Annotated in this window: 15 protein-coding genes; 9 read left to right on the top strand and 6 right to left on the bottom strand. The window is 63.4% G+C overall.

Going from position 1 to position 25,465, the window contains the following annotated elements; all coding sequences use genetic code 11:
- The first annotated feature begins 183 nt into the window (after window positions 1-183).
- The 7 genes from AB433_RS15420 (at window position 184) to AB433_RS15385 (ending at window position 16,167) form a co-directional block, all read left to right on the top strand.
- Complete coding sequence (locus AB433_RS15420; protein WP_047822244.1) at window positions 184-12,579, top strand: filamentous hemagglutinin family protein; 12,396 nt, start codon at window positions 184-186, stop codon at window positions 12,577-12,579.
- A gap of 56 nt (window positions 12,580-12,635) precedes the next feature.
- Window positions 12,636-13,484: a SapC family protein gene (locus tag AB433_RS15415; protein WP_047822242.1), complete on the top strand. Its 849-nt coding sequence runs from the start codon at window positions 12,636-12,638 to the stop codon at window positions 13,482-13,484.
- On the top strand, window positions 13,481-14,113 hold the full coding sequence (locus tag AB433_RS15410; RefSeq protein WP_053059206.1) for an OmpH family outer membrane protein: 633 nt from the start codon (window positions 13,481-13,483) through the stop codon (window positions 14,111-14,113). The genes AB433_RS15415 and AB433_RS15410 overlap by 4 nt, the downstream gene beginning before the upstream one ends.
- Window positions 14,114-14,128: 15 nt before the next feature.
- On the top strand, window positions 14,129-14,359 hold the full coding sequence (locus AB433_RS15405; RefSeq protein WP_047822238.1) for a hypothetical protein: 231 nt from the start codon (window positions 14,129-14,131) through the stop codon (window positions 14,357-14,359).
- On the top strand, window positions 14,352-14,831 hold the full coding sequence (locus AB433_RS15400; protein WP_047822236.1) for a hypothetical protein: 480 nt from the start codon (window positions 14,352-14,354) through the stop codon (window positions 14,829-14,831). The genes AB433_RS15405 and AB433_RS15400 overlap by 8 nt, the downstream gene beginning before the upstream one ends.
- Window positions 14,832-15,340: 509 nt before the next feature.
- Window positions 15,341-15,616 (top strand): HU family DNA-binding protein, encoded by a 276-nt coding sequence (locus AB433_RS15390; RefSeq protein ID WP_047822233.1) that lies wholly within the window; start codon window positions 15,341-15,343, stop codon window positions 15,614-15,616.
- 23 nt (window positions 15,617-15,639) lie between these two features.
- The gene (locus AB433_RS15385; RefSeq protein WP_047822230.1) at window positions 15,640-16,167 is read left to right on the top strand and encodes a Ros/MucR family transcriptional regulator; all 528 of its coding nucleotides are present in this window, start codon (window positions 15,640-15,642) and stop codon (window positions 16,165-16,167) included.
- 32 nt (window positions 16,168-16,199) lie between these two features.
- On the opposite strand, the gene AB433_RS15380 is transcribed toward AB433_RS15385, so the two are convergent.
- From AB433_RS15380 to traA, 6 genes are all read right to left on the bottom strand, one after another.
- Entirely contained in the window at window positions 16,200-17,966 is a 1,767-nt protein-coding gene (locus AB433_RS15380; protein WP_047822229.1) for an ABC-three component system protein, read from the bottom strand.
- Window positions 17,963-18,208: an ABC-three component system middle component 6 gene (locus tag AB433_RS15375; protein WP_047822227.1), complete on the bottom strand. Its 246-nt coding sequence runs from the start codon at window positions 18,206-18,208 to the stop codon at window positions 17,963-17,965. Before AB433_RS15375 ends, AB433_RS15380 begins: the two co-directional genes overlap by 4 nt.
- Window positions 18,205-19,113, bottom strand: coding sequence for an ABC-three component system protein (locus tag AB433_RS15370; protein WP_047824265.1), 909 nt, complete (start codon window positions 19,111-19,113; stop codon window positions 18,205-18,207). Before AB433_RS15370 ends, AB433_RS15375 begins: the two co-directional genes overlap by 4 nt.
- A 175-nt stretch (window positions 19,114-19,288) precedes the next feature.
- A complete protein-coding gene (locus AB433_RS15365) occupies window positions 19,289-20,692 on the bottom strand; it encodes a tyrosine-type recombinase/integrase (protein ID WP_245626685.1) in 1,404 nt (467 codons plus the stop codon).
- Between the two features lie 346 nt (window positions 20,693-21,038).
- Window positions 21,039-21,812, bottom strand: coding sequence for a DUF6118 family protein (locus tag AB433_RS15360; protein ID WP_053059205.1), 774 nt, complete (start codon window positions 21,810-21,812; stop codon window positions 21,039-21,041).
- 10 nt (window positions 21,813-21,822) lie between these two features.
- Window positions 21,823-24,708, bottom strand: a complete 2,886-nt coding sequence (traA, locus tag AB433_RS15355; protein ID WP_047822224.1) for a Ti-type conjugative transfer relaxase TraA — start codon at window positions 24,706-24,708, stop codon at window positions 21,823-21,825.
- Between the two features lie 173 nt (window positions 24,709-24,881).
- On the opposite strand from traA, the gene AB433_RS15350 reads away from it, so the two are divergent.
- Complete coding sequence (locus AB433_RS15350; protein WP_047822222.1) at window positions 24,882-25,187, top strand: conjugal transfer protein TraD; 306 nt, start codon at window positions 24,882-24,884, stop codon at window positions 25,185-25,187.
- A gap of 22 nt (window positions 25,188-25,209) precedes the next feature.
- Window positions 25,210-25,455, top strand: coding sequence for a conjugal transfer protein TraD (locus AB433_RS15345; RefSeq protein ID WP_047822220.1), 246 nt, complete (start codon window positions 25,210-25,212; stop codon window positions 25,453-25,455).
- Window positions 25,456-25,465: the final 10 nt, after the last annotated feature.

Here is a 25,465-nt window from a genome sequence, read left to right as displayed (position 1 = left end):
GCGGAGCCCTCTCGCCGAATTCCTTCGCGAGCAAACCGAATGCCGCGCGCGCTCGACGGCATCGCCGCGGCTCGGCCGCTTCGCTTGTCCCTTTCCCGACGCCGCGATTCCGGTCGCCGTCGCCCCGTTTGAACAGAATGCGGCCGCAATTTTCGCGGCCCCGAAGACGATGGAGTATCATTCATGACCGCCAAGGCCCCTTCGCTCCGCACGAAACTTCTGATCGGGGCGTCGATCGGTTCTCTCCTGCTTTCCGGCGTGGCCGCGGCCCAGGACCGCTCCGGCGGGCGGATCGCGAACGGGCGCGGCGGGGTCGACCCTGCCGCGGCCGCCGCCCGCGCCGCGCAGCAGCAGGCCGCGCGCGCGGCGGAGACCAACAGCGCGAGCCGCAGAGCGATCGAGGCGTTCCGCCGCGCGGCCGAGACGCGCCAGCAGATGTTTGACGCGCAGGCTGCCGCCCGCGCCGCGGCCCAGGCTGCGCAAAGCAACGTGCCCAACGGTCTCGGCGAAGGCGGATTGCAGGTGGCGAACGGCGTCGAGCTGGACCCCAGCCTTTGGATCGGCGCCGAAGGCCCGGTTCAGAGCCAGGGCGAGGACGGCCGCACCAACGTCTCCATCGACCAGACTGAGCAGAAGGCGATCCTCACCTGGGACAGCTTCAATGTTGGCCGCGAAACCGACCTTGCCTTCAACCAGGGCGGCGCGGATTGGGTGGCGCTGAACCGCGTCACCGGCGCAAACGCCGATCCATCGCAGATCCTCGGCTCGATCAAGGCCGAGGGCACGGTCCTCATCCTCAATCAGAACGGCGTGATCTTCGGCGGCGCCAGCCAGGTGAACGTCCGCAACCTCGTCGCATCCACGGCCGAGATCGACAATGACGCGTTCCTCGAACGCGGAATCTATTCAAACCTCGCCGGGCAGGATTATGCCCACGCCTTCACCGATGCGGGCGGCGCGGTGACGGTCGAAGCCGGTGCGCAGATCAATACCAATGCGCCGGAATCGGTGACCGCCGGCGGCGGCTATGTGCTGCTCATGGGCACGGAGGTGACCAACGAGGGCACGATCACTACGCCCATGGGCCAGGCCCTGCTCGCCGCGGGCGACGATTTCATCGTCCGCCAGGGCTATGGCACCGAGAGCAACTCTTCCTCGACCACGCGCGGCAATGAGGTGCGCGGATTCATCGACGAGGAATCGACAAGCGGCACGGTCGTCAATGCCGGTCTGATTGAAGCGCAGCAGGGCGATATCACCCTGACGGGCCGCACCATCCGGCAGGATGGCGTTGCGATCGCGACCACCAGCGTCAATCAACGCGGGACGATCCACCTGCTCAATTCCGCATCGGATGAGCAAGGTTCGGTGACGCTGGGAGAAGACAGCCTCACCACGGTCATGCCCGAACTGGAAAGCGAGGACACCGCGCTCAACAGCCGGCGCGATGCGCTGATCGAGCAATCGGACGACGCCAATGCGCGCCGCCATCTGGATTCCGTCACCGGCGGGTTCGACAATCTTTCCCTGCTCGACGACCGCCTCGATCTCTCGCGCATCGAGATCGTCACGGGCGGCAATGTCCTGTTCGAAGGCGGCTCGCAGACGCGCGCGCAAGGCGGGCAGATCGCGGTGCAGGCGGTCGGTGTGGACAGCCCGGCGGAAGGCGCGATCAACGGCCGCATCACCGTGGAAGACGGCGCGCTGGTCGACGTCTCGGGCGTCCAGGGCGTCGCGCTCGATATGGAATCGAACTCCATCGTGGTGAACATCCAGGGCAATGAGATGCGCGACAGCCCGGTCAATCGCGAGAATGACGAGCTGCGCAGCCAGGATGTCTGGATCGATGTGCGCGATCTCGTCCTGCTGCCGGACGGCACCGGCGGCTACGAAGGCGATCGCTGGTACACGGGCGGCGGCTTTCTCGAAGTCGGCGGCCATGTCGGCAATATGGAGCATGACATCGGCGAATGGACCGCCGTCGGCGGCACCATCGCGTTCGCCGCAAGAGAAGTGGTTGCCCAGGAAGGCGCGGTGTTCGATGTCTCGGGGGGCAGCCTCGATTATCAGGCCGGATGGGTGCGCTCCTCGCGCGTGCTCGGCTCGGACGGCAAGCTCTACGATATCGGCCGGCTTCCGGCCGGCGTCGAGGTCGTCGGCTATGGCAATGCCTTCACCCGAGAGCATGAACGCTGGGGAGCCGCCTATACCGAGGTCTATTCGCATCCGCTTTTCTCGAGCCGCAGCTATGCGCGCTGGGAGGATGGCTATTCCGTAGGTCGCGACGCGGGTCGGCTGATCCTTTCCGCGCCGACCGTGCTGATGGAAGGCGAAGTGGTCGCCGAGGTCATCGATGGCGAATGGCAGACCAAGGCGCGTGCCGACGGCATCACCGATGGCTATGATGTCGGCGCGCATACGGTTGCCAAAGCCGGATCGCTGATCGTCGGCGGCAATGCGGCGCTGGGTTCGCTCGGCTATACTTATGACAGCGATATTCAGGTCGGTGATTTTGCCGATCTCGGCGGCGGCCTTGGCGAAGGCGCGCTGGTAAGCGAGGATCGCACCGGCACGATCTGGCTCGACGCCGGCTATCTGAACGATCTGGCGCTGGGCGGGCTGGAGCTTAACACCAACACCACGATCGGCATCGATAGCGCGCTTACGCTTGCGGATGGCGGCGAGCTGGTGCTGCGCGGCGCCGACATCGGCATCAATGCCGACGTCACGGCCCGTTCGGGCAGCGTGCTGGCCACCAATGCCGTGAAGCTGGCGCGCTATGTCGAAACCACGCCGCGCGCGGCGCTGATCGACGGCAACTCGCATATCGCGGTTGGCGAGGGCGTCACGCTCGATATGCGCGGCCTGTGGGTCAATGCGCCGGGGGATGGCGGTGACGCCGGCTTGCTCGCCCATATCGACGGCGGCTCGGTCACGCTGGAATCCACCCATCTGGTTTCGGTCGGCGAGGATGCGTTGATCGACGTGTCGTCCGGCGCGGCGCTGCTGGCGGACCGCAGCTTTGTCGGCGGAACAGGCGGCGATGTGACGCTGCGGACCAATATGCGGGTGGGCGCGACGAATGAGCATGGTGACGCAAACATCACGCTTGATGGCGACATTCTCGGCTATGGCGCGGCGGGCGCCGGCACGCTGACGATCGATTCCGGCGGCGCCGTCTCCATTGGCGGTGAGGTGCTGGAAGAGAACGGTACGCTGGGCGCCGGTGAGATCGCGAAGGTCTACCTGACACTGGGCGAGGATGTCGATCTCGCCGCCGGTGATATTCTTGCCTTCGACTACAGCTTTACGCGCACGCATGTGCAACCGGGCGAAAAGTTTGGCGATGCGCTGGTCAACTTCCGTCCGACAAGCGAGGATGAGTATCTCACCACGGCCGCCGACTGGACGTTACCCAGCCCGGCCGCCAACTATATTCGGATCGTCTATTTCGATCCGAGCGGTGCCCAACAGGTGCAGCAGGTTACCGCTGGCGAGACAAATCCTCCTACAATTCCTGCGGGTTCACGCATTCAGCAGATGCTCGTGCCCATCAACGCCTTACCGGAATACACTCTTCCGGCCGATGTCTTCACGTCGGGCCTGCCGATGTTCAACCCGTCCAGGTTCACATACAATGCCGGCGAGGCGCTCACTGCCGATCTGACCATTCCTGCGGGCACTTTCCTGCCTGCGGGTGCGACCTTCGGGCGCGATGTCGCGGTGAAGGAAACGCGCCAGATCTCGACCGATCTGTTCGACAACGGTTTCGCTCAATATGCGATCAACGGCCAGCAGGGACTGGTCGTGACCGAAGGCGCGCAGATCGAGGTCGAGCGGCCCGTCTGGCGCGCAGCGGACGGGATGATCGACCTGCCTACCGGCAGCGATCCGATGGCAGCGCTCGAATTGTGGGCCCCGCCGCTTTACATGGCCGATGTCGAGACCGGCACGCTCACGCAGCGCGGCGGCGCGAGCCTGTCGCTGCGCGCGCTTCATCCTGATACGGATGGCTTCTCCGGCCCTATCGCCATTGAACGCGATGCGGAAATCCGTGTCGATCCGGGCCAGACCATCGATGTTCGCAACGGCCTCAGATCGATGGATATCGACGGCCGCCTGATTGCGCCGGGCGGGACGATCAATCTCGTCAACGATGCCAGCACCTCGGTCGGCGCCAGCAATGCGGTGATGCTGCGTGTCGGCGAAAATGCCGTGCTCGATGTGTCCGGCGACAGCTTCGTCACCACCGACGTGCAGGGGCGCCGCTTCGGCCTGGTGCGCGATGGCGGCACGATCAATCTGGGATCGGATCAGCGCAATCGGCATCCGAGCACCCATCTCTATGAAGTCAGCCCCCTCGCCATCAATATTGAGGAAGGGGCCTATCTCGATCTTTCGGGCGGCGAGGAGACGCTGCTCGACATCTATCCGGGCAAGTCGGGCGTGGCGGTTGCCGGCGATGGCGGCACGCTGGCGATCAGCAGCAACAACCAGATCGTCCTCGATGGCACAGTGGATGCCCGCGCGGGTGGACAGAACGCGTTTGGCGGCACGCTCGACATCATGTTGGAAGGCACCTTCGCCAGCGGCGAGACGGACGCCCATCCACTGCGCACGGTGACGATCGGCGCTGTGCGTTCCACTGCCGAGGATGCGAGCGGGCATGGCCGCATGGTGCTGGGCGTCGATCAGATCGAGGCCGGAGGATATGACAGCCTGTCGATCTGGTCGCGCGATGAAATCCGCTTTGAAGGCGATGTCGATCTGGCGCTGGGGCGGTCGATCAATCTCTCGCACGGTATTTTCTCTCTGTCGCAGGATACGCTCGATGCGAGCGTCAATATTGCCGCGCCTTATATCCGCTTCGGCGGGCGCGGTCCGCTGCCTGTGCCGCCGGGCAGCGAGAGCGGCAGCAATTCGGGTTACTTCCCCGGCCTGAACGATACCAACCACGTCGGCTCGGCGCTGCTCGACCCGAACAGCCGCTTCGTGGCCGAAGCGGACCTGATCGATATCGTGGATGGGGCGACGATCTTCGGCGGCAAGTCCACACGGAGCACCGGCATCAGCGGCTCCACGGACGTGGAATTGCCGGGCTTTGCCTCGGTCGATCTTATCAGCAGCGGGGACATGCGCTTCACCGATGGCGGCCTCGTGGCCCAGCGTGAGCTGACCCTGACGGCCGAGCGGCTCTATCCGACGACCCATGCCGCTGGCCGCATTCAGGTCGGTGTCGGGCCGGAAGGCACACGCGGCGAGGCGGAGGAAGATGCGGTGGTCCGCTTCCCCCGCTACGGATCGGGAGAGCTGGCGACGCCGCATTCGGCGTTTGGCAAGCTGTTCATTCTCGCGCCGAAGATCGAGCAAGGCGGCGCGCTGTTCGCGCCGCTTGGCCAGATATCGTTCGGTGTGCTGGGCAACAGCCGGATGGGGAGCAACTTCCCCTCCTATCTGTTCCGCTATCCGGTGTCCGAAGTGACGCTACTGTCGGGTAGCCTCACGTCGCTTTCGGCCGAAGGCCTCGTCCTGCCATATGGCGGCACGGCCGATGGCATCCAGTATCGATATAACGGCGATGAGGTCGAATTCGACTACATCGGCGCCCAACGGACGGAACAGCAGGATCGGACCGATGGCGGGGTGATCTTCGGCGTCAGCGACTTCATCGCGGAAGAAGGCGCGGTAATCGATGTGACGGGCGGCGGCACCCTGCAAGGGGCGGGATTCCGGTCTGGCCGGGGCGGATCGGTCGATCTGCGTTATACGCCGCTCGGCAACAGCAACCCCTATTACGGCAGCGCCGAAGGCCGCGAGGTCTATGCGATCCTGCCCGGCTATGAGAGCGGCTATGCGCCGGTGGACCCGACCTTCGGCGATGTGCCGCTGGGCCGCCAGATCACCATCGGCGACGACGTTCCGGGCCTGCCTGCCGGCACTTATACGCTGCTGCCGGCCGAATATGCGCTGATGCCGGGCGCTTTCCGCGTCGAACTGGGTGCGGAGGTGGGCTTCGATGCGGGCCGCGCCTCCACCACGGCGGGCATCACCCGCACTACGGCGCGGATGGGGACGGCGAACAGCGACGTTTACGACGCGCTGCCCCGCGACGTCATGGTGATGTCGGGCGAGACGCTGCGCGAGCATTCCGATTACAACATGACCACCATGACGGAATGGGCGGAGGCCGAGATGGCCCGCTACGGCAATCCGCGCATCCTCAATGCGCTGCTGCCCGCCGATGTCCGGCCGATCAATTTCAACTTCGGCTTCTCCCAAACGGCGGTCGACGTCGAGAACACGAGCTTCAGCTTCGACGCGACGCTGCTCAACGATGCGGGCGAAGGCGGCCGCGGCGGGATGGTGAACTTCTACGGTGCGCCGATCGAAGTGCTGGGCGCCGAAGGGGAAGCCTCCAGCGAATATGTCACCTTGCGCGACAGCGATCTGAACGCGCTCGGCGCGGATGTGCTGGGTCTCGCCATCAACGGCGTAAGCGATCTCGGTCTGGGCGTTAGCGGCAATATCGTCCTTCGCTCCGGCTCAGAGCTGAAAGCGGGTACGGTTCTGCTCGGCGGCACGTCCGGCGCGAACCAGGTTGTCATCGAGGACGATGCGAGCATCGACACACGCGGGCTCGGCGAAGCGGGCTGGACGCTGGAGGACGGCTTCCAGCTTGGCTTTCGCGGTTCCGGGAACAGTCTCGTCGCGGTCAGCAATGATACGCTGTCATTCGGCCAGGCGCTGGGGGACGGCAGTATCTCCATCGCCGATGGGGCCTCGCTCCAGTCGGACGGCTCGGTCGTACTGGTCGGCCCTGGCGGCGTGGAACTGGGCGATATCCGCCTGACCGCCGGCGATTTGCTGCTGGTGGTGGAAGACATCAATATCGGCGAAGAGGCGGCGCTGGCCGCCGCGGACGAGGCAGGAGTCTTGTCGCCCGGATGGCAGCTCAGCCAGACCATCCTGGACGGACTGCTGCGCCCTTCGGAAGGCGAAGGCTTTGGCAATCTGCGCCTTCAGGCGTCGAACTCGATCAACTTCATCGGCGATGTCACGCTCGACACCTTCGATCCGGCGACGGGTGAATCCTCTGCGTCGATCAGCCTTATCAGCCCCGCCATTTATGGACTGGGTGATGAAGGGGACACAGCGACCATTCGCACCGACCGTCTCACGCTGGCAGGGCTGATCTACGGTGAATATGTCAACACCCAGGTCACCAACTGGTTCGTGGCCGAGCCCGGCCCGGTCATCCCCGAAGGCGCAGGTACCGGCGGGGGCGCTTTCCGTGTCGATGCGCGCGAGGTGCTGTTCGGTGATGGCGAAGGTGCATTTCTGAACCCCGCGACCAATCTCGAACGGCCGCAATTGATGCTCGGCTTTGAGGATGTGGAATTCGCCGCTTCGGAACGGATCACGTCGAACTACATAGGTTCGCTCAGCGTCTATCGCGAACAGACCGGCGAGGATGCGTTCGCTGGTGGCAATCTGACGCTGACCACCGCCCTGCTCACCGGCGAGGCCGGGTCGAACATGGCCTATAATGCCGGTGGCGACCTGCTGGTCCGCCGGCCCGACGACGCGGGCGATGTCGACATGGCGGCCCAGGACTTCGGCGCTCAGATCCGCCTGTCCGGCGAGACGGTGGATATTGCCGGCACCATCGCCGCGCCCAGCGGTCTGCTGGAAGTGCGCTCCGAAGGCGACCTGACGCTGGCCGGTGGCGCGGTGATCGACCTTTCGGGCCGGCCGGTCGAGTTCTTCGAGGAAGTCCGCCACGGCTTCGGTGGCGATCTGGTGCTGACGAGCCTCGGCGGTTCGATCCTCCAGTCGGCGGACAGCACGATCGACGTATCCGCCGATTACAGCGACAGCGGCTCGATCACCGCCATTGCCAATGAAGGCCGCGTCGATCTGGCGGGCACGCTGATTGCCGGCCACACACCGGCCGAAGGCGATGAAGACAGCGCCGATTATCGCGGCGGCTCGGTCGACGTGCGCGCGGGCGAGATTGTCGATTTTGTCGGCCTCAACCAGCGGCTCAATGCTAGGGCCTTCGATTATTTGCGCCGGTTCGAGACCGGCGCGGGCGATCTCACCATCGGCAGCGAGGTGCAGGCCCAGCATATTTCGGTGACGGCCAATGGCGGCGATCTGACGGTGAACGGGACGCTGCGCGGCGGCGGCCAATATGCAGGCAGCATCCGCCTGGCGGCGCGCGACAATCTGATCGTCAGCGATGGCGCCGTGCTGGATGCGAGCGGCGAGGAACTGCGGCTCGACAGCGATGGCGGCGCTATCGAGGGCGCCAACCGTGCGCTGATCGATCTTAGCTCGACAGAAGGCCGCCTAGTGCTGGGCGACGGTGTGGCGATGGATGTTGGCGCCGGCGGTGAAGCGCTTGGAACCATCGACCTCAACGCCCGACGCCTCGGTGGCGTGCGCGGCAATGATGTCGCGGTGGATACGGGAAGCGGGCTTTCCGTGGACGGGGCCAAGCGCGTCGCGGTCAACGGCTTCTGGCGCTATGACGACGCGCCGGTGGACCCGGAGGACGCAGGTGGCCAGATCGTCGATCAAGCCTATCTCGACCGCCTGCATGAAGACAGCACGATCTTCGTCGATGGCGCGCTCGCCAATGGTGCGCTCCAGTCGCGGCTCGCCGGGCTGCGGCAGGCGACAGGCGGCGCGCTCCAGCTTCGTCCCGGCATCGAGATCGTCAGCGCGAGCGAAGACGGCAATCTGCGGGTGGCCGATGATCTCGACTTCTCCGGCTATCGCTACGGCCCGGATGTCGATCCGGCGGTGCGGGGCAGCGGCTTTGCCGGTGTCGTGTCGCTGCGTGCGGGCGGCGATCTGATCGTCAACGGCAATATCAACGATGGCTTCGGCCTGCCGCTGGTGACGCCGGATGATGAAATCCAGGTCGACTATGATCCGGGCTCAGGCATTGTCGACAGCCGTGGACAGCTTCTCCAGGACTTCGTTCTCCCGGAAGAACTCCAACTGCGACCCGGCTGGTCGCTAGGCAATATTTACCGATATGGCGGCGAACTGCCTTTCGATATCACGACAACAGGGAATACTCGTGTAAACTCCGGTTCCACCGTTGTGTTGGATGTGACGATTACCCTGCGCGATCCGATTTTCCGAAACGTCGAACTCACAGCGGATATGATCCTGCCCTATCCGGTGGAGGATACGGCAACGGGCATCATGTATTCCGGCACCGTTCCCGCCGGAACGACGATTGGGCAGATGTCCGTGCCAGTCGGCACGGTAATGAAAGCTGGCAGCTATGTGCCGGCCACGATCTATATCGAGAATCTCACCATCCCGGCAGGCACCGACTTGACGGGCATCTTTGCGGGAGGTGTGGCAGAAGCCGATACGGCCATCACTCTGCCAGCGGGGACTATACTGCCGCAATATTTGCAGACTGCCGGGTTCGGCGGGGAAACCCTTCAGCAGACCATATGGACGACCGCGCCCATGCTCGCCTCCGGCTCCGAGAGCTGGAACATGCGCATGGTGGCGGGCGCCAATCTGACGTCCGCTGATTATCGCGCCGTGCGGCAGGATGGCGTCGGGGATATGATTCTCGACAATCCCGTCTCCGTTGTCACCGCTTATGGCTCCGATCACCTATATGAAGGTGTCAGCGTCATCCGCACCGGCACTGGCGATCTCGATCTGATCGCGGCGCGCGATTATCGTCAGGACTCGCGCTTCGGCATCTACACCGCCGGCACCTGGATCGACACCGAAGCCACCCGTCCGGGCGGCGCGCTGAACCAGCCGCGCGCGACTTTCGCCGATGGGTCGGTGCTGGGTAGCGACTTCGCTGAATACGAGGATGCGGTTGCTGGCTATCAGCCCTGGTTCACGACCGGCGGCGGCTATGTCACGGTCGATGTTGGGCGGGATATGTTCGGCCATATGTCGGGGCAGCAAGTTGGCACGCAAACGCGTTCCAACCACGCAGTCGGCGACTGGCTGTGGCATCAGGGCGCGCCGGAGATCGGCCAGCAGGCCGCCTGGTGGATCAATTTCGGTACTTATGCGCGCCAGATGGACGACCGTGCGGGACGTCCGGGAGCGCGCTACCTGCCCGCCTTCGACGGAATCGGCACGCTGGGCGGCGGCAATCTGACCGTTTCCGCTGGCCGCGATTTCGGTGCATACGAATATGTCACTAATACCGCCTATCGCGGCGCGCTCGCTCTGGCGGTCGGATCATCCGGTTGGGTCGACGCCGATGGCACAATTCATCGGACGGGCGGCGGTGATCTGTCGCTGAATGTGGGTCGCCAGATCAATCCGGTGCAGGCCAGCAACGGGGCCATTGATTCCTACCTTCCGGGAACGCTGACCAATCTGCGCGGCGATATCGACGTCACCGCAGGGTCCATCGGGCAGGTCTGGAAGACATTCGAAGTCAACAACATGGAGAGCGACCGGGACCCCCGTCCTGACAGCTATTCGCAGTTCAATGACACGGACGGCTACGGAGCGCTCACAATTTTCCCGGGGGACGGTGTGGCCACATTGAACAGCCGAGGCGACATGGTGGCCACGGTTTTCGATCCCGGTTTGCAGAATACGCCTGCATTGGTCGGCGTGGAAGTCGATGGCCAGATTGGCGCAACGCAGACTTGGTTCACCCAATTCACCGATGCGACGCGCGTCAATTTGTTCTCCGCAGGCGGCGATCTGACGATCGGCTCGGAGAATTTCGGCGGCTATCAGGGGCCGGCTCGTGTGAGTGCCATTGCCGCGGGCGGCAGCCTCTATGGCATCGGTCGCGTGGCTGGCGGCGAAAGCATCGATCTCATGCCGTCCGACGACGGCACAGCCGAATTCCTTGCCTCCGACACCATCTACTACCTCTGGGTTCGCACCTCGGGCGCGCCGGAATCAGTACTGGCCACACCGCGAAATCCGGCTTGGGGCGTGCTGCCCGAAAGTCAGATGGGCGATCCGATCCTCACCAATGTGTCGGGGAACTACACATACGGCGATCTCTTTGCGCATGGCGCCGATACGGCCGTTGCCCGTACCCAGAAGGTCGATCCGGTGCTGATCTATGCGCGGGATGGTGATATCATCAACGCCAATTTCGGCACGCTTCTGACCGACAGGACCACGCAAGAATTGTCGTATTTCTCCGGTTATCCGGCCTATATCCGGGCGGGGCGTGATATTGTCGGCCTCGGCTCGGGAGCGCCCAGTTTCAGCGGCTCCGGTTCTCTGTTCTTGCATAGCTTTGCCGATGACATCTCGATCATTGATGCCGGGCGCGATCTGATCTGGATTGAGGCCATGGTCGCGGGACCAGGCACGCTTGAATTGAACGCGGGCCGCAGCTTCTACCAGGACGACAAGGGCGTGCTGCGCTCGCTGGGCCGGATCGGCTCCGATGCCAGCAGTGCACCGACGGGCGGCGCGGACATTGCCGTCACTGTTGGAGCTGGCGTCGGAGGACCGAACTTCGCCGCCGTGCGCGACGCCTATCTCGATCCGGCCAATCTCGCCGACCCCGAACGGCCGCTGGCCGATCAGCACGGCATGGTCGCCAAGATCTATACCGAGGAACTGGTCGAGTGGCTGGAGGGCCGTTGGCCCGAAGATGCCGAACAGTTCGGTAGCGACGAGGAGGCGCTGGCCTATTTCGACGCCCTCGCGCCCGAGCACCAGCGCATCTTCCTGCGCGACATCTACTACGAAGAGCTGCGCATCGGCGGTCGCGAATATAGCGGCAAGATCGAGAGTGGCCGGCGCGGCTCGTACCTGCGCGGCCGGCAAATGGTCGAAACGCTGTTCCCCGGCATCGACAGCGAGGAAGGCACCTCGCCCTATGAGGGCGAGTTCGTGCAGTTCTCCACGGGCAGCGTCGCCGGCATGATCCGCACCGAATTCGGCGGCGACATTCAGATGCTCGCGCCGGGCGGCGGGGTCACGCTGGGTCTCAATGCGATCCGCCCGGAAAATGGCGATAACGGCCTTCTGACCCAGGGCACCGGCAATGTGCAGATCTACAGCCAGGGCGATATCGCGCTCGGCCTGTCGCGCATCTTCACCACCTTCGGCGGCGATATCTTCGGCTGGTCGGCGGCCGGGGACATCAATGCCGGGCGCGGAGCCAATACGACGGTGCTCTATACGCCGCCGCGGCGTGTCTATGATGACATCGGCAATGTGGCGCTCTCGCCGCAGGTGCCCAGCACCGGCGCTGGCATCGCGACGTTGGCGCCGCTTCCGGAAATCCCATCCGGCGATGTCGACCTCATCGCGCCGCTGGGTGTGATCGACGCGGGCGAAGCAGGCATCCGCGTCTCGGGCGACATCAACCTCGCGGCCCTGCAGGTGCTCAACGCCGCCAATATCCAGGTGGAAGGCGAGGCGACCGGCATTCCGGTGGTCGCGGCGGTCAATACCGGCGCGCTGACGGCGGCCTCGTCGGCGTCCAGCGCGGTGGCGGCCCAGGCGGCTGATCTGGCTGAACGCTCGCGGCCGCAAACCCGGACGGAGATTCCAACGATCCTTAACGTCCGGTTCCTTGGCTTCGGCGAATAACAAATTCGAGGGGCGGCAGCGCTGCCGCCCCTCATTCTTTCCCTACGGAGTATTACATGGCTTCCCCATCCACGCCCCAGGCGCGCCAAGCGGAATCCACGCGCTTGCCGCTCTTCTACCGCGATCCCCAACCGCTCTCCTCGAAAGTTCACGCCGACTGGCGCCTGAAAGACGGCGATGCGGACTTTGCCACCGAGGCGCCCTATGTCCCCATCGTCGTCGGCGAGCTTGCGGCGGCGGCGCGCTGCTACCCTGTCGTCTTCGCTGCCGGCGATGCGCAGCCGATCGCCGTGCTTGGCCTCGAGCGACGCAACCTGTTTGTCGAGGACGGCCGCTGGGCGCTCGACAGCTATGTCCCTGCCTATGTGCGGCGTTACCCCTTCGGCTTCATCGCCACGACCAATCCGGATGGCTTCGCTCTGGCCATCGACGCGGCTTCCGATCGCGTCGTGAAGGAGGGTGATGAAGGGATACGGCTGTTTGAGGACGGCGAACCGGCGGAGCTGACCAAACAGGCGCTCGCGTTCTGCGATGCTTTCCGGGCCGACGCGAACGCAACGCGCGCCTTCGCCGACGCGCTCAAGGCGCAAGGATTGCTGATCGATCGGCGCGCCGATGCCACCCTGCCGGACGGGCGCAAGCTCGGGCTGGAAGGCTTCCAAGTCGTCGATGCAGAGAAGTTCTCCAAACTGCCTGACTCCGTGGTGCTCGATTGGCACAACAACGGATATCTCGCCTGGGTCTATTTCCACCTGGCTTCGCTGGAGCGCTTCCAGAGCCTGTTGAATCGCCAGGCGGGGACGTCCGCGCCTGCTGCTGCGACCGATCCGGTCGCCAACGTGTCTTCCGTGCCGGAGCCTGATGCCCCGGCAACCTCCAAATCGAAGAAGAAGGTCTCCGCATGACTGTTCGAATCGTCCTTTCCGCTGCCCTCTTGTTATGCGCCGGCGCCGCCCACGCGCAGACTGTCGGCGGTAATGCGCAGCCCGCCCAGCAATCGCAGCCGCAAGCCCAGTCGCTCGGCGGACCCGTGGTGCCGGGCGTCTGCCTGCTCTCGCGCGAGGCGATCTTTGCCAATGCGGCCGTCGGCCGCGCCGCCAGCGCCCGGCTTCAAGAACTGACTCAGGCGGCGCAGGCCGAGATCGACGCCCAGCGCACGCCGCTTGAGGCTGAAGCGCGCGCGCTCGAAGGCCAGCCCGATAATGCCGAGAATCAGCAGCGCCGCCAGCAACTCGCGCAGCGGTGGCAGGCGCTCCAGCAGCAGGCCGCCCATAACAGTCGCGAGATCGAGGCGACCCGCGCCAAGGCGCTTGAGCGCATCGCAAACGAAGCGCAGCCGGTGATCGCCGAAGCCTATGGCGCGAAGAACTGCGGCCTGCTGTTCGACCGCAACTCGGCGCTTGGCGGCAACTTTGCGAACGACCTCACCGCTGATGTGGTGCGCCTGCTCGATGTGCGCATTCAAACCATCACCTTCGAGCGCGAACGTCTGCCGCAGCAGCAGCCAGCAACGGTCGCCCCAGGCGGCCAGTGAAATGGGAGGCGCGAAATGCTCGCCACGCTTGGTCTCATTGCGGCGGGCTTTGTGCTGGGCGTGTCGCTCACCGCCATCATCTCGGTCTATGTCGTCGGGCTGATCCATGCTGAAGCAGTGAAGCTCGTCGACAGCCACCTCGGTGCATTCGGTCTCGCGCTGCGCTCGGACTCGGACGCGCTGAGGGGCGACTCGCCCATCCCGTCATCCACTAGGCTACCTCAGGATACAGGCCCTCATGGCTAAACGCTCGCTGTTCTCCCGTTCGTTTCGCTGGCTCGCCGCCGCCGCCGGGGCGGGTCTCGCGACTGCGTCACCCGTCGCTGCACAGACGATCGCCCCCTCGGCCGCACCGGTGGAATGGGTGCGCTACGCCGAAGGAGCGATGGCGGCGGTCACCCGGCTGCTGGAGGCCGACAATGAAACCGCCCTCCGTTTCCGGACCTATCTCCACCAGACTCGCCCCGCCGAGGACGAGCCGACGCCACCCCTCGAACTCAAGATCTGGGTAGGTGAAAGCGGCGTGGTCTCGCGCATGGAATTCACGCCATTCGCTCATCCAGAGCCTGGCGCCGACTTGCGCAGCCTTGTCGTCGGCCAGCGCCTGCCCGGCGAGCCGCCGCCGGACATGCTCTTGCCGATTCGCATTGCCGTGCAGCTCGATCCGCTACCTGCCGAAGTCGCGCCGGCAACAGCGGGTTCGTCGGACCCGATATGACGGGAGGCAGGTTGCACCATGGAACAGTGCCGCGATGTTTACCCGATGGATCAATCGATGGCGTTGGCGCCGGTCGCGTGCTTTCGATGAGGCGGTCGCGCTCGCCGTCGATCAGGCCAGGGAGTGGGGGCGCGGCGATCCGGTTGATTATGCGCGGCGCAGGGCGCGCCGCCGCCAGTCGGTGCGCCGCAAATGGGTCTGGCAGGCCGCGGCGAATAGGCTGCGAGCGGAGCAGCGAAGTGCTGCAATCCTACTCGCCGCCGGGCCAGACGCAGAAAGGTCGTAGGTCGGAGCACGTTGGGCTTCGAGGACAGGTGCATGCCGAAGGCCGAGTCCAGCCTCAACCGGGCCTGACGGCGATGATGCCGAGTTAGTCAATCACGATCCCTATGGTGATTGAACAAACGGCGCTCTCGGAGCGGTCGCCACCGAAGATATGAGTAGATGACCTTTGTCCTTCGCGCGGCTACCAATGCTCTTCCAACCACCAATGAGAGTAAGTGTAAGCAATGACTGGAAATGATCTCGCCGAAACCCTTGCCGCCGCTCATGGCCTGACCAAGACCGACGCCAGGAAATATGTCGATACCGTGTTCGCGGCGATCGGCGACGCCGCCGCCAAGGGCAACGAGGTGTCCTTGAATGGGTTTGGCAAGTTCTCGACAAAGAAGACGCCGGAACGTGAGGGCCGCAACCCCGCCACCGGCGAGGCGATGACGATCAAGGCCGCGACGAAGGTCAGCTTCAAGCCAGCCAAAGCGCTCAAAGACAAAGTGAACGGCTGAGGATCGGAATCGAGGAGGCAGCAATGACCGAGCCATATAAGGTCGATCAGTCGGCATTGCTGTCGCTCACCGCCGATATTGTGGTCGCGCATGTTGGCGCCAACCAAGTCGCGCCGGCCGACCTTCCGCTTTTGATATCTTCCGTTCATGATGCGCTCGCCGGTCTCGGCGTGACGCCGGAGGAGCAAACTCCGACGCCTGCGGTTCCGGTGCGAGCATCGGTTAAGCCAGACTATCTGGTCTGCCTGGAAGACGGCAGGAAGTTCAAGACGCTCAAGCGTCACCTGATGACGAGCCATGGTCTGACGCCGGATCAGTACCGCGCCAAATGGAATCTCCCTGCGGACTACCCGATGGTGGCGCCCGCTTATGCCGCGCGGCGCAGCGCGCTCGCCAAGGCGAGCGGCCTGGGACGAAGGAGAACGGAGTTTCCCACCGCGTCCGACGGTGCTCAGCACGATGGCGAACCATCCCCTGTCGCCACCGGACGGGCAAGCGGCGCAAAGACGACTCCGCGGCGCAAGCGCGGTAGATTGAGCATATCAGTATAGGCGTTGAGCGGGATGCCGGGGAGGCGAGCCGTTTAGTTGAAGCGCATGCCGAACAAGCCGCCAGTGTCGGTGGCATCAGTTAGCTTGACGTCGAGCAGATGCTTCCCGACGTCGAAACCATCACGAAATCCGTCCTTCGGCAGGGCATCGGAATTCATCGTGACGATGTATTGAAAGCCGACACTCTCGGCATGATCCGCTCCCAATTGCAGCGCCTTTGCCACCTGCCGCTCATCAACGCCGTCGAACAGATGACTGTCGTGGATCAGGAACCCAGGCCCGAGGCCCCTGCGGGCGCCGAGTTCAGCCATCATCAAATCAAAGCAGAATATCTGCATGTTAGTGATGCCCTTGCTACGCTGGCCATCAATGCGGACATCTACTTGCGGGCCATTGGTCGTCGCGCTGATCGTCAGGCTTCCTGCCTTTTCGTAGAGCGCATTTGAGAGATCCTCGAAGACAAGAATCGCCTCTTCGATCAGGCTCTCACGTTCGTGATGATCGTCCTGAAGCGTCTTCAACAGGCGCGCGCGCTCGATATCGAGTTCGGCCTTGGTGCTTTCGATCTCCTCGGCGGTCTTGAGGCGCTGTCTCAAGCCTTCGGCATCCGCTTCCGCCCGCCCGGCTTCCTGCTGGAGCAGCGCATAATGCTCCAGCGCCCCGCCGGATTGTAGAATCCCCATCAATTGCCGGCGTCGCCCATCCAGGCTTTCGCGGGTCCGGTCACGTTTACGGATACGCTCCTCTGCCGCCTGCACTTCCGACGTTAGGTGGGAGCGGCGATTCTGCACGACAGCCTGATGGAACTCCTCCACCTCATCGAAACGCCGCCCGACCGACCCAGGCAGCACGACGCCCGCTTCGCGATAAAGCCGATCAAGACTGGTCGATGCCGGCGGCAGCTCGCTGTCGATCGCAGCCTGCAATTGAAGAATCAGTTCCCGATCTGCCGTATTGTCGTCGCTGAGAGTTGATATCTCGCGGGTTATTCGCGACGCCTCCTGCTCCATCTCGGTATATTCGGGAACGACGGTGAATGTACTGACCTGATCCCGCAGGCGACGGGCGCGGGCCTCCGCAACGGTCATTTTGGTGCGCAGGTCCGCCGCAGTGCCAAAATAGCGTCCTAGCCCGCCATCCTTTGCCGCCTTGCGCAGTTCCGTCATGGCGCGTTCGCGCGTCCGCACTTCCTGGAACTGCTGCGGAACACCGGCGTCAAGACCCAGCAGATAGCTGATGGCCACCTGCTGATCCCAGCCCTGCTGTTTGGATGATTGCTGCGTCGGCGACAGAAAGCCGTCGCTGTTCTGCCGACGCACGAAATAGGAGAAAAGCGATCGGAAGGTGGGCCGGTATCGAATGGCCTCATCGCCATCGGGGTTGGCGTTCAGGCCGAACATCAATGCTCCGAGAACCGTACGCCAATTTTCGTTACTGATGACCTGATCGCCGGTCTTGGCTTCCAGCGACGGCGCGATCGGCCAGTTGGATGTGTCGCCTTGGATCGTAATGCGCGACGGCTTGGCACCGGAACGCGCCACATCGATGAGCGCTGAGCCGATACCGACCCGCGCTTCGAACGAGTAGCCTAACAAGGCTTCGGACCGAAATATGCTGTCCTTGCCGGCATTGGCGCCGAACAGGAAGTGGATCAACTCGACCAGACTGGTCTTGCCGGCCCCGTTGCGGGACTGCCGATCGGTCGCACCTGCGCTCTTGTCCGCAAGCAGAATGTTGAGGCCAGGATGGAAGGTCAGGCTCTTGAAAGTAGGTAGATCGCTGCTGAGACCGTGAATCATGATCCGGCCTTCTGGAGCAGGCCGCGATCGAACTGCACGGCCTTGACCATGAACAGCAGATCCAGGGCCAGCACGAACCAGTCATAACTGATTGGGGCCGAGACCGTGCGGTCGGCGCGCGCCGACCTGATCTCGTCCCACAGGCGCGACACAGTCATCGGCTCGCGCAGGCAGCCGAGCACATCGGCGCCAATGGCAAGGAGCGCCCGATCAGGACGGATATGTTTGGTCGGCAGGATCATGTCGCGTCAGCTCGAATCGCGTCCTCAAAAATGTCGCAACGCTCAAAAAAATAGGAAAGCACAGCAAGAACCGCGCCTTGTCGGCCGGGCTCGCCGGTCATCCCCCCGGTAAACGCCTGAAGCTCGCCGAAGATTTCATCGGCCGACAAGCCTGACGCCTTGAGTGCCTGATAGCGTACCCGAAAGGCCTGCGCGATCTCTTCTCCAAAATCCGGATCAGGCCACGCTGCGAAAAAGGCCTCGACCAACTGCTCCCTGCGACGACCTTGCCGTAGCAGGCCGGCTGCATCGTCAGACAGTGCATTATATTCCAGCTTCGCTGCCGAGGGCGCTGTAAGCGGCGGATCGGCATCCGGCTCCTGCCTCTGGATAGCCAGCAGGACTGGCCGCAAGGCCGTGAAATCGAGCCTTTCCAGAGCCCGATCCGACGGAACGGCGCCGAAGAGATCTTCGAGTTGATGAAGGGCCAACCCCATCACAATCGAGCGCAACTCGGCCTCACCGCAAACCGCTAGTGCCACGGTCGGATTAGACATTCCCAGGTCTGCCAGCTTCTGGACCGCTTCGGCGGCCAAGCCCCGCACGTCGTTATGAACGAACTCCCAGCGCCGCATCTTTGCCGCCCAGTGCCCAACAGCTCCGTTAAAGTCTTCATCGATCTTTGCGACAAGGGGATCGACTTTCATACTGTCGGGTGCGTAGCACTGAAATACCGTGCCATCGCTAGCACGATAGCCGTCGCATTTCAGGTCGCCCCGAGGGCCGTAGGGACGCACAGGCTGAAAATCGCCGGGATGAGCATGAGCCATGATGCGAGCGAACAGGGTTTCAAACGCCTTACCCCGCTCCCGCAAGAAGGCATTCTCAAACTTCAATCCGTACCCAAAGCGTTGCGTATCGTCCAAAACATCCCCCACTCATCGCCATAGCCGCTCACAGCGCATCCGAGCAATTCGAAATACGCCTCCCGCACTCTGGCACCCAGCTTTCCTGCGTGTCAGAGCCGCAACGCCGTGGTGGAGGCTAGCGGGAGTCGCGCTTAACCCAATCGAATCCACGAGTTGCACCCTTGGGAATGTCTCAAGCGGCCATCGGCATCGGCTGAGCATCGCTTGCTTCGTCACTGCATTCCACATCGCCAAGCCCCAGGAACCGCGTGAGCGCGGCCTGCCGCGACTGCCGGTCCAACGCGTAGGCGGTGTGTTTGAACGCTATGCCGTTCAGCAGGCCGTGGATATAGCCCGAGATCGTGTCGGCGGCCATGATGAGCGCCGTATCGAGCGTGTGGATATATTTGCTCGTCACGCTGCTGCGCGAATGCCCGATGATCGCGGAGATGGTCGCTTCGGTGAATCCGAGATCATTGCCGATGCTCGCGAAGCTGTGGCGCAGGATATGCGGTGTCATCCATTCCAGCTCGGTTCCCTTGAAGATTGCCCTCCACTGGCGCGGGAAGCCGCCAAACGCCTGATCGCGCTTGCGTATTCCAGGGAACACGAAGGTCTGCTCCTCATCGTCGGGGCGCAGGTTCTCCAGCCTCTCGACTACACGCAGGCCGATCGGGCGGACCGATGCGCCTTCCTTGCTGTCGTTCAGCCGCAGGCAGCTATTATCTGCGTCGAACTCGCTCCACTCCAGCCCGATGATCTCGCTGCGCCGCGCGCCCGTCAGAGCGATGAGGCGTGCGATCTCGACCGTCATGGCATAGTTGGGATTCCGAGCTGCCACACTAAGAATCTCGCCGCACTTGCGATACTCGTCTTCGGTCAGGCGCCGGGTGCGGACTTGGTCCTTCGGCTTCTTCACACCCGCAGCCGGGTTGATGTCGATGATGCCCGCGTCCATCGCATAGGTCAGGATGCCGCCAAGCAGCCCCACCGTGCGGGACGCCGTGCCGGCGCCGCCTTTGACGATCGAGCGGCCCCGCAGGCTTTTTGTCTTTACGTTCCGCCGGGTCTTGCCGGCCATCACGTCTTTCAGAAGCTTGGTGATGTCCGCCTTGGTCAGATCCTTGACCCGGCGCGTCCCGAGCAGCGGCACGATATGGCGATTGATGCGCCCCTTGTCGGACACAATCGTTCCCGGCCGCTTCGGCCTGCCACCTTTGCCGAGGATGAGACCGTCATCCAAATCCTTGAGATAGAGGTCACAGAGTTCCTTGACCGTGATGGCCTTGTTGTCGATCTGCTTTTCCTCGGCGGGATTGTCGCCTTGCGCGACTCGGCCAAGGAGCACCTTGGCTTCCTTCCGGGCCATCTCTGGCGTCCACACGCCATGTAGGCCGATCGTGAACCGCCGAGTCCGCCCGAGCGCGCGATATTGGATCAGGTAGCTGCGCCTGCCTGATGCGAAGACCCGCAGCCCGAAACCCGGCAGCTCGTCGTCCCACAGAAAATAATCCTTCTCGCGCGAAACGGCGGCATCTACGTTCCGCTTGTTAATCTTGGCCATACGATACACCTCCGACGACAGGCCTGTTTCCACGGAAGCACCACGGAAGCAGGTGGGAGCGAACTCCCGGCTAGAACAGCGTGCCATCGGCGTATTCTATTTGAGAGAAAAGCTAATGAATATAGACCATTAGCGCAGATTATCGTAGAATAGAAAACCGTGGCGTGGCCTCCGTTCTAATTCTCCGAAGGCAGAGGCCACAGGTTCGAATCCTGTCGGGTGCGCCAGTCAACCGCCATAATGCGTTGTATTCAAACAAAATTCGGCAGAGTTATAGAAAGCGCTCCTACGTTTGACCCCACACAATGTGCGGGCTTTTCCGGCACATTCTGGGGCTTTCCGGGACGCTTCTTGGTGCGTGAAGGCGGTTTCCGGCGCGCTACTCGTCTCCGTTTTGCGCCCGAATCTGGAGTGTGCAGGATACGTTTTTCCCGCTCGAATTCGCCCGTTTCCTGCAATCTTCAATCTTGTCCCGGTTATCTCGCTGCATGTCAGCCGCCGCAACAAGGACGTGCCACGCGAGAGGATCGGCACTTTGCATCATTCTGCTGCCCGCGTTCCACCGCGACGTGTCCCCGAGTGCTCTTTCCGCCATCCATTCTGGCCAATGCCAAGATTCGGGCACGGCGCGAGCAATGGTGCCCGGTAGGATTGACCAGAGCGTGATCCCGGCAGCCAACCCCATGCCTGCAAAACGCCAGGTCTGACGCTTCTGCTCGCCCTCGGTGCGGACACGCCCGACAATTGCGGCGAGCCGACCGGTTGCAAGGTCGAGGTCTTTGCGTCCGTGCCGGAACAGGTCGCTAGCATCGCGCAGCATATCGAGCGAGGTGCGTTTGATCTGCACTGCAATGTCTTCCGGGGTCAGCTCAATGGCAGGCTTGTTGCCGATGTCTGCTAACCTGTCGGACGCCTTCTCCAACTGATCGGCAATCTGGCCGAGCGTGGCGGTGTAGTCCGGGATCACGATGTCGGCGCGCTCCCTGGCCAAGTTCTGGACCGTATGGCGCACCATTGCCATTTCGCCTTCAAGACGGGCAAAGGCTTCCGCTGCCGGATCGGTTTCCGTCACGGCCTCCGGCTCCGGGGCTGGGGCAGGCGGTTCCTCGACTTCGAGGTCCAGTTGCACTTCTTCGATGTGGTCGTCTTCCATGTCGCTTCTCCTAAATTCCCATGTCGAATGCGCGGGTGCGCTCTCGGGCGAGGGTTGCGGTGAGTTCATTGGCGATGCTGCGTTCGGGTTTGGGATCGATGCCGAGTTCGCGGGTCTTGCCGCGCAGCAGACCTTCGACCTGCGGATCGCGCTCCAGCCCCTTCGCCAGTTCGTTCTGCTTGGCCGAGACGCGGGCAACTCCGGCACGGTCGCCTTGCTGCTCAAGCTGTTTTCGCGCTGTGCTCAACCCCTGCCAGTCGCTGACAAAGCGCTCGGTTCGAAGCGCCGGATCGGTCCGCACGGCGGCTTCGTGCTGCATGGCGCGCATGGCTTCCTGGCTGCGCCCGCCAACGCCCTCTGCAATCAGTTCAGGACGCCGCTCCAGCGCCTTGGCAAGATCGGTGGCGGCATGGGGCCGGATTGATTCGAGCGCCTTTCCAGCCTTCTCCAGCGCATCCTTCTGGTGCGGAAGCACGGGCAAGCCCTGGGCCTGCATCGTACCGATATCGCCAAGCGCGCGGGCGTAGCGTTCGACCGCGCGGCGCTGGTCGTTCTGCGTGTTGGTTTGTGCCGGAAGCGCTTCGAGCTGTCGGGCCTGCGGACGGAAGTTTCCGAAGATAGATCTGGCCTTCTCCGGCACCTGCCGAACCATCTCCAAGACCCGCTCGCGGAAGCTGATGCCGCGCAGTTCGGCGAAGGCCTGCTCGGGCTTGTAGTCGCCTGCCATGTCTTTCCCGCGCTCGCGGCTCAGCGTGCGGACAAGTTTCGACTGATTGGCGAAGTCATCGTGGCCATAGTGGAGGGCCAGCCCCTCGCGGTGACGTGACATGGCGACATAGGCGGAATGGCTGTCCATGCCCGGCGTGGCGAGTACATGGGTGCGGTTCACCGTCATGCCCTGCGCCTTGTGGATCGTGGCGGCGTAGCCATGATCGATGTGGGCATAGTCCTTGGTGTCGAACGCAACCTCGCGGCCATCATCGGTGCGGACAGCCATGTTCTGTGCGCTGGCTTTCGCCACCGTGCCCAGCGTCCCGTTCTTCACCCCAAGCCCGCGCTCGTTGCGCAGGAAGATGATCCGCTCGCCCGATGCAAACTGCCGTTCGCCACGCGCCGCTTTGATCGTGGCATCGACACCTAGCGCGCCAGCTTCTCGCATCTTTTCGCGCGCCATCTTGTTCAGCTCGCGCACCTCGTCATTGGTGTGGGTGAGGATGATCCGGCTGTCGTCGAGGCTGGCTTGCCGTTCCTGATCCCAGCGCTCGATCAGGTCGGCGCGCGCAGCCTCGCGCGTCGCGGCGGCATGGACCATGCCGCGCTCTTCGTAGGTCTGAATCGCTTCGCCGGTGTGGCCCGTGGCGAGGTGCCGGGTCGCATCCTGCTGCCAGGCCGAAAGCTGGCGGCGGACCTCGCTGATTTCGACGCCGCCGTGGCGCTCATGGATCGCTCGGAACGCCGCGCCCGCCTCGATGGCCTGAAGCTGCTGCTGGTCGCCGACCAGAACCACCTTCGCATCGGCCTTGGCGGCATGGGACAGCACGCGCTCCATCTGGCGCGTTCCGACCATTCCCGCTTCATCAATGACGAGCACATCTTTGGTATTCAGCTGATCGCGTCCTTTGCCCCACTGATGCTCAAGACTGGCAATAGTGCGCGATGCGATGCCGGACCCGTTCTCCAATCCTTCGGCGGCGATACCGGACAGGGCTGCGCCCCGCACGGAATAGCCAGCGCTTTCCCATGCCTCGCGCGCCACTCCCAGCATCGCGCTTTTGCCGGTCCCGGCATAGCCAACGACAACCGCAAGACCCTTGCTGTTGGTGACATGCTCGAAGGCGGATTCTTGCTCGCCGGAGAGCACCAGGCCGCGCTTCGCAGCTCTTGCGAAAGCGGCGTTCCGCTGCATTTCTTCGACGCCATGCCTTGCACGCTGCGCCATTGCGTCGGCGGCGCGGTGCAGGCGCTGTTCGGTCTCGATCATCGCGCGTGAAGTGAAGCGATCCTGCCCGCGCCCATCCTTGCCCAGCGCAATCAGGTCGGGTGATGCGCGCACCGCATTGTAGACAGCATCGAACTGTTCCTTCCCGTCGCTATGGCGGTGAACGAAGGCGGCAAGGTCACGTCGCGTAAAGGTCGCCTGCTGGTGGGTGATCGCATCCATGGCCAGCGCGGGATTAGCGATGATGCGTTCGCCATTGCGCTGGGCAATCGCGCGGTGTTCCTCGATCCGCTCGGCTTCCAGCCCGCGCCCGCCAATGCGCGAGGCTGCTGGGCCGATCTTGTCCTGCGGCTCCAGCGCAATGCCCTGCGCTTCCAGGCTGCGATGATCGATCCGCGCGTCGATGTCGCGTTCTGCCAGGGCGCGGTTCACATGATCGGCCCAGCGCTCGCGCCATTGTTCGATCAGCGCGGTCTTGTTCCAGTCGCGGACCTTTGCGCCAAACCCGTCCTTGGTGACCTCCCGCATGGTGAGCATGACATGCGCGTGCGGCTTGGCCTTCCCGTCCTCGCCAATATCCCAATGGACATTGAGATCGGCAATCATGCCTTTCTCGACGAACTCGGCTTTCACGAACTCGCGCGCCAGCTTGATGTTGTCCTTCTTGGACAACTCGCGCGGCAGGGCGAACTCCACCTCGCGGGCAAGCTGGGCATCCTTGCGTTTCTCGGCTGCCTCGACCGCGTTCCACAAAGTGGCCCGGTCGGCGAAGGCTTCGGGCGCGCCTTTGGGCAGCATCACTTCGGAATGAAGGACGCCTGCCTTGTTGATGAAATCATGGGTTCTGTCGATGCGCTCATCGTGCAGTTGCTCGCCTGCACGATAGGCCGCAGCCGCAACGGCACTGCGTCCGCTCGACCTTCCGATGACCTTTGCGCTGAAGTGAAAGATTGCCATGTCGGCAATCCAGTTACACTCCAAAGGCCACGTCGGCACGACGTATAAGCGCGCCCTCTCATGATAAAATCCTGATCGGGACTAGGCGGTATCACACTGTCCCGGCGACCTTACTGCTTTTGATTACAGGCCCGATTATCATGGTTCCATCACACCAATGATGGAGACTTCTCATGCGCAAACCTCGCGATTTTGATTCGGAACTGAAGGCCCTCGCCGACAAGGCAAAGCAATTGAAGGAACGCCGCGTGCGCGAGCTTGGTGCGCTGGTCACGGCAACCGGAGCCGAAACTCTTGATGCTGATGTCCTGGCGGGCGCGCTGCTCGATGCTGTCGCCAACACCGATAAGGCCACGGGGGAGGGCTGGCGCAAGCGCGGCGCGGCCTTCTTTCGAGGAGAAACACGCGACACTGCGAGCGGACCTGGCAAACAGCCAGAAGGCACTCTTCCGACAGGTGGCGGCGCGGCATCGGCTTGAGGCAGCGAAGGCACGAACCGACATGCGCGAATGGCAAGTGAAACGTCGCGAGCGGACGCGGCAACTGATCGAGCTTGGCGGCCTGGTCGCCAAGGCCGGTCTGGTCGAACTGACCGAAGATGATCGCGCCGCGCTCTACGGCGCATTCCTCACCGTCGCTGCCAAGCTGCGTGGGCCTGATGGCGCGCAGGCACTGGTGCTGTTCCGGCGCAAGGGCAGGCGGGCATTTGAGGCGGAGCAGGCAGAAGACAAACCATCCTTGGGATAGCGCAAAGCTA

The organism is Croceicoccus naphthovorans, assembly GCF_001028705.1.
GTDB classification, from domain to species: Bacteria; Pseudomonadota; Alphaproteobacteria; order Sphingomonadales; family Sphingomonadaceae; genus Croceicoccus; species Croceicoccus naphthovorans.
The sequence above is the reverse complement of the archived record's forward strand: the minus strand, read 5'-3'. Positions and strand labels throughout refer to the sequence as shown.